Here is a 688-nt window from a genome sequence, read left to right as displayed (position 1 = left end):
GATTATACATATCAGAGATGAGATACTTCACTGCAAAGCGTTCCTCAGTAGGGATTGAAGTGAAATAAGGCTCGGTCACATTAGAACGTCTGCTTCGTAGTAAATCGATGGGATCACCTGTGTGGAAGTCCTGGATGACAAGTGCGTATTTACAGTGCTCATCCATGTCTAAAAAGACTTCATCAATCGAAATGGCATCTGTGAGAGTTAGCCTGTCTAATTTAACATATCGATTGAAGACATCATGTGCATGAGAATCAGAAACATGAAATTTTTTTGCTATAGAAACAGAAGTTTCTAAGAGATTCCTGTAAGCATCTACGATAAGCATATCTGTAGCATTTGTTGTTCGTCGTTGCCGGTTTACGAACTTAAATGATTCGCTTGTGTCATACAGGCATTCCGGATTTGTACATCGCCATCGACGCTGCTTCAAAATAAGAACAAGAGAGTAATTATCTTGAAGAATCGGATGATTAATGGTTCTCTTCTTAATACCACGTGAATACATACGAAACCCGCAAGAAGGGCAAAAATGTGGTACAGGTGGAGTTGAAAGAGTAAGTGTTTTTGTTTGACCATGAATTTGAATATCGGTGATTTCGATATCTGTATCTTCAAGGTCGAGTAAATTTGTGATACTATTCATGTATCCTCCTTTCTGTTTTGAAGTTTCCGCAAGAACAAT

The 688-nt window shown here is 38.4% G+C and carries 1 protein-coding gene; it reads right to left on the bottom strand.

From position 1 onward, the window contains the following. Positions 1-649: transposase (locus tag G4407_RS16235; protein WP_173689701.1), on the bottom strand; the 649-nt coding region annotated here is incomplete at its 3' end. Positions 650-688: the final 39 nt, after the last annotated feature.

This window comes from Allocoprococcus comes (assembly GCF_013300725.1).
GTDB lineage: Bacteria > Bacillota > Clostridia > Lachnospirales > Lachnospiraceae > Allocoprococcus > Allocoprococcus comes_A.
Note: the sequence above shows the minus strand (reverse complement) of the source record. Positions and strands in the feature narration are given on the sequence as shown.